This window comes from Actinoplanes sp. NPDC051633 (assembly GCF_040681735.1).
Classification (GTDB): Bacteria; Actinomycetota; Actinomycetes; order Mycobacteriales; family Micromonosporaceae; genus Actinoplanes.
On sequence record NZ_JBFAZH010000567.1, the window covers coordinates 1 to 5,018 of the forward strand.

The 5,018-nt window shown below is 71.1% G+C and carries 6 protein-coding genes; 1 reads left to right on the plus strand and 5 read right to left on the minus strand.

Going from position 1 to position 5,018, the window contains the following annotated elements; all coding sequences use genetic code 11:
- Positions 1 to 48 precede the first annotated feature (48 nt).
- Positions 49 to 516 carry a shikimate kinase gene (locus AB0M20_RS26730; RefSeq protein ID WP_364302729.1) on the minus strand — a complete coding sequence of 156 codons (468 nt, stop codon included), beginning with the start codon at positions 514 to 516 and terminating at the stop codon, positions 49 to 51.
- Positions 516 to 1,694 (minus strand): chorismate synthase, encoded by a 1,179-nt coding sequence (gene aroC, locus AB0M20_RS26735; RefSeq protein ID WP_364302731.1) that lies wholly within the window; start codon positions 1,692 to 1,694, stop codon positions 516 to 518. Before aroC ends, AB0M20_RS26730 begins: the two co-directional genes overlap by 1 nt.
- A 292-nt stretch (positions 1,695 to 1,986) precedes the next feature.
- On the opposite strand from aroC, the gene AB0M20_RS26740 reads away from it, so the two are divergent.
- Positions 1,987 to 2,562 (plus strand): hypothetical protein, encoded by a 576-nt coding sequence (locus AB0M20_RS26740; protein ID WP_364302733.1) that lies wholly within the window; start codon positions 1,987 to 1,989, stop codon positions 2,560 to 2,562.
- Here AB0M20_RS26740 and AB0M20_RS26745 read toward each other — a convergent pair.
- The 3 genes from AB0M20_RS26745 to ruvX form a co-directional block, all read right to left on the minus strand.
- On the minus strand, positions 2,537 to 3,391 hold the full coding sequence (locus AB0M20_RS26745; RefSeq protein ID WP_364302734.1) for a shikimate dehydrogenase: 855 nt from the start codon (positions 3,389 to 3,391) through the stop codon (positions 2,537 to 2,539). The two genes, AB0M20_RS26740 and AB0M20_RS26745, sit on opposite strands and share 26 nt — an antisense overlap.
- Positions 3,388 to 4,587, minus strand: a complete 1,200-nt coding sequence (gene mltG, locus AB0M20_RS26750) for an endolytic transglycosylase MltG (RefSeq protein WP_364302736.1) — start codon at positions 4,585 to 4,587, stop codon at positions 3,388 to 3,390. The genes AB0M20_RS26745 and mltG overlap by 4 nt, the downstream gene beginning before the upstream one ends.
- Positions 4,571 to 5,018 (minus strand): Holliday junction resolvase RuvX (ruvX, locus tag AB0M20_RS26755; RefSeq protein WP_364302738.1); only part of this gene is annotated, 448 nt, incomplete at its 5' end. The genes mltG and ruvX, both read right to left, overlap by 17 nt.

Consider the following 5,018-nt stretch of genomic DNA (forward strand, 5'->3'; position numbering starts at 1 on the left):
TAAGTTAGGTGCAAATGCCAATCAGATTGCTAAATATTGTAATCAACATCAATCGGGGGCGCGGCCGTCGGTGGCGACCGTGTGCGTGGCGACCTCGGCGTAGAGCGGGCGTCGCTGGTCGAGCAGGTATTTCAGGGTGGCGCGCGGGTTGATCGCCAACAGCGGCCGGCCCCCGCCCAGCCCGACCCGCTTCACCGCGTCGGACAGCTCGACCGACAGGTAGACCACGGTCTGGTCCCGCAGCAGCGCCCGGGTGTCCGCGTTGAGGATCGCTCCCCCGCCCAGCGCCAGCACCCCGTCGAAGGACCGCAACGCCGACGCGATCGCCTCGACCTCGAGCCGGCGGAACTCGTCCTCACCCTCGTCGAAGAAGATCTCCGGCACGGTCTTGCCGGCCATCGCCTCGATCCGGGCGTCGGCGTCCGCGAACTCGACGCCGAGCAACGCCGCGACGGCCTGACCGATCGTCGTCTTGCCGGCGCCGGGCGCACCGACCACCACCGCGACCGGCGCCATCAGCGGATCGGCAGACTGTCGAGGTAACCGGCCAGGTTGCGACGCATCTCGTCGGCCGAGTCGCCGCCGAACTTCTCGGTCGCCGCCTCGGCCAGCACCAGCGCCACCATCGCCTCGGCCACCACCGCGCCGGCCGGCACCGCGCACACGTCGGAGCGCTGGTTGATCGCCGTGGCCGGCTCGCCGGTGACGACGTCGACGGTCTGCAGAGCCCGGTTCAGGGACGAGATCGGCTTCAGCGCGGCCCGGACCCGGAGGTTCTCGCCGTTGCTGATGCCGCCCTCGGTGCCGCCGGCGCGATCGGTGACCCGCCGGACACCGCCCGGGGTGGGAATGATCTCGTCGTGCGCGACCGACCCGCGGGACCGGGCCTGCGTGAAGCCGTCGCCGATCTCCACGCCCTTGACCGACTGGATGGACATCAGCGCGGTGGCCAGGCGGGCGTCCAGCTTGCGGTCCCACTGGACGTGGGATCCCAGGCCCGGGGGTACGCCGTACGCGAGCACCTCGACGATCCCGCCCAGCGTGTCCGCGTCCTTCTTCGCCGCGTCGACCTCGGCCACCATCCGCGCGCTCGCGTCCGGGTCGAGGCAGCGCAGCGGGTCGGCGTCGATCCGCTCGGCGTCCTCGGGCGTCGGGATCAGGCCCGCCTTCGCCGCCACCGAGCCCAGCTCGATCACGTGCGACACGATGTCGATGCCGAGCGTCTGCTTGACGATGGCCTTGGCCACCACGCCGACCGCCACCCGGGCGGCGGTCTCGCGGGCGCTGGCGCGCTCCAGGATCGGGCGGGCGTCGGTGTGGCCGTATTTCTGCATGCCGGCCAGGTCGGCGTGCCCGGGACGGGGCCGGGTCAGCGGCGCGTTGCGGGCCTGCGTCGCGAGCTCCGCGGGGTCGACCGGGTCGGCCGCCATCACCGTCTGCCACTTGGGCCACTCGGAGTTGCCGATCCGGATGGCCACCGGGCTGCCCTGGGTGACGCCGTGCCGGATGCCGCCGATGAGCTCGAGCTCGTCCTGCTCGAACGCCATGCGGGCGCCGCGCCCGTAGCCGAGCCGGCGGCGCGCGAGATCGCGCCCGATGTCCTCGCTCGTCACCCGCACACCGGCGGGCACCCCCTCGAGAAGGGCGACGAGCGCCGGGCCGTGCGATTCACCTGCGGTCAGCCAGCGCAACACGGAACGAATTCTGGCACGCCGCCGAACGCCGCCGCCCGCACCCCGCCGCCGTCCCGCCAGGCGGTCCGCGCGCCGCCACCGGGAGCATGCCGCCGTCGCCGGAAAGGTCAGAGGTAACCTGCGATGTGTCCCCGCCCGGCTCAACCCGCCCGCACGGGCCCCTGCTGGTGGTCATCCTGGGGCTCACCACGGCGATCGGGCCGCTGTCGCTGGACATGTATCTGCCCGCCTTTCCCGACATCGCGGACGACCTCGGCGTGCCGCCGGCGCAGGTGCAGCTGTCGCTCACCACGTGCCTGATCGGGCTCGCGCTCGGGCAGATCGTCTGCGGGCCGCTCAGCGACCGTCGTTCGCCGCGCTGTTCGGCTACATCTCGGGCTCGTCCTTCGTTCTGCAGGACGGCTACGGAATGTCGCCGACCGTCTACAGTGTGCTGTTCGGCGCGAACGCCTGCGGGCTGATCGCGCTGAGCCAGGCCAACGGCGCGCTCGTCGGCCGCGTGCCGCTGCGGACGCTGCTGGTCGCCGCGCTCGTTCTGCAGACGGCGGCCGGCGTGGCCCTGCTGATCTCCGCGGCGACGGCGCTGCTGGTCGGCATGCTGGTGTCCTTCTTCGTGCTGGTCTCGACGGTCGGCATGGTGACGCCGAACGCCACCGCGCTCGCGCTGGACCCGCACCCGGACCGCGCCGGCACCGCGGCCGCGCTGATGGGTGGCATCCAGTCGGTGATCGCCGCCCTGGCCGCGCCGGTGGTCGGGCTGATCGGCGAGCCCGGCCGCGGTGTGCCGATGGCCGTCGTGATCGCCGTCTCGGCGGCCGGCGCCCTGGTCGCGACGCTGGCGGTCAGCGGAGTGCGGCAGCCGCGGTGAGCGCCTCGCGCATCGCGTGCTCCGGGGCCGGGACTACGCCGGTGAACTGCTCGAACTGCCTCAACGCCTGAGCCAGCAACAGATCCAGGCCGGAGACGACGCGGACGCCCCGGGCGGCGGCGGCCGCGGCGAGGGGGGTCGGCCACGGGTCGTAGATCGCATCGAACAGCACCGCGCCCGGTCGCCACCGCGCGACCGCGGACAGCTCGTCGGCCGCGCCCTTGGGCACCGTCGAGATCACCGCGTCGGTCTCGAACGCCTCCGGCGCCGACGACCACGGGACCGGGTCGAGCTTGACGCCCAGCGCGGACGCGACCGGGGCGAGCTCGTCGGCGGCGGCCGGTCGCCGCGTCACCAGCGTCACCCGGGTCACGCCGAGCTCCGCCGCGGCGGCCAGCGCCGCCCGCGCGGTGCCGCCACCACCGAGGACGGTCACGGCGGGACTGTCTACGGGGCTGCCGCCGGGATTGCGGGCCAGGCCCGCGTCGCGGAGCACCCGCACCATGCCGGGGATGTCGGTGTTGTCGGCGTGCCACGAGCCGTCCGGCCGCCGGACCAGCGTGTTGGCCACGCCCACCGCGAGCGCGGCCGGCGAGGCCGTGTCGCCGAGGGCGAGAGCGGCCTCCTTCAGCGGCATCGTCAGCGACAGCCCGGCCCACTCCGGGCCGAGACCGGCCACCAGGTCGGGCAACTCCGCCGCCGCGCACTCGATCGCGGTGTAGGACCAGGTCAACAGCCCGGAGGCGGCGAACCCGGCCGAGTGGATCACCGGCGACAGCGAGTGCGCGATCGGCTTGCCGCACACCGCGGCGCGGCGACCATCGGTCACAGCACGCCGTTCTTTCGAGCCGTGGCCTCGTTCTTGCGGTGCCCCTCGAGCGTCGTCGCGAACGCCGAATGCCCCTGCTTGTCGATCGCCACGAAGTACAGCCACGCACCGGCCGGCGGGCTCATCGCACCCTTCAGCGCGGGCAGACCCGGATTGTTGATCGGCGTCGGGGTCAGCCCGGGCTTGCCGTGCGTGCGGTACGGGTTCTTCGGGTCGGTCAGCTCGGCGATGGTCATGTCCTTGGACGCCTTCTTCTTGCGTCCGGTGAGCTCGTAGTAGTAGTTGATCCCGACGTCGAACTGCAGGCAGTCGCACGGGAAGGTCTTGCTGTAGATGCGGTTGTAGGCGACCCGCGCGACCTTGCCCATGTCGTCGTTGTTGCCGGCCTCGGCCTGCGCCAGGGAGGCCACGATCAACGCTTCGTACGGGCTGATCTTCCGTTGCTCCTGCACCTGGTTGACGAAGTCGAGCTTCTCGGCCTGCGCCAGGAAGTGCGACACCATGTCGGTGAGCATGTCCTCGGCGGTATCGGTCGGCTCGAACTCGTACGTGTCCGGGAAGAGGAAGCCCTCGATCGACCTGGTCACCTTCTGACCGTCGTTGCGCTTGAACCAGAAGTCCGGGACGCCCAGCGCCTCGGGGTTCTTGGCCGCGGTCTTGAACTCGGCCACCGGCACACCGGTCGCCTTGGACAGGATCGCGTAGGCCTCGACCGACGTGGTGCCCTCGGGGATCGTGATGCCGTTGCTGACCCGCGACTTCGGGTCGAGCAGAGCGACCACGGCCGCCTCGCCGGACATCTGCAACTTCAGGTTGAACGTGCCGGACTGGATGTTCTTGCCACGGGGGTTCTTCTCCGCGGCCTCGGTGAACGCCTTCGTGCTCTTGACCACGTCCTTGTCGACGAGCACGTCGCCCATCTCGGTCAGCGTCGCGTTGTCCGGGATCTGCACCTGGACGGTGCCGGTGCCGCCGCCGTCGTAGTCCGCGGCGGTGAAGAAGTCGCGGATCTTGTTGTAGCCGAGGTAGACGCCGCCGCCGAGAACGGCGAGCAGGATGAACGCCATCAGAAACGCGACGGTGGACCGGCCGCCGGTCTTGCCGCCCTTGCCTTTGGTCCTGCCGCCACGCCGATGCGAGCGCACCTCACCTCGTTCGGCATGCTCGTCGAACGCCAGGTCAAGCTCGTCGATCATCTCTCGTCTGCCTCCGCTGCGCGTCCAGCCAGCTCTGCAGGATCTCCACCGCGGCCGCCTGATCGACAACCGCCCGTTGACGCTTCCCGCGGACGCCACGTTCGGCCAGCCTACGGGTCGCCACCACGGTCGACATCCTTTCGTCCGCCAAGATGACAGGCACGGGGTCGACCGTGCTCGCCAGTCGGTCAGCGTACATACGAATGTCGATGGCGGCAGGTCCCTCAGCGCCGTTCAGGCGCACCGGGAGCCCCACCACGATCTGCACCACCTCGTGCTCCCTCACGAGACGGCTGAGCTCAGCTATGTCGGCGGGTACGGAATCGGCGGCCGCGCCCATGTCACGGGAGACCGTGGCCAAAGGGGTCGCCAGGATCCCGTCGGGATCGCACAGCGCGACCCCGACACGGACCTTACCGACATCGACGCCC

Coding starts and splice junctions, on each gene's coding strand:
- AB0M20_RS26730 (WP_364302729.1), bottom strand. CDS start 516: ATGGCGCCGGTCGCGGTGGTGGTCGGTGCGCCCGGCGCCGGCAAGACG.
- mltG (WP_364302736.1), bottom strand. CDS start 4,587: ATGATCGACGAGCTTGACCTGGCGTTCGACGAGCATGCCGAACGAGGT.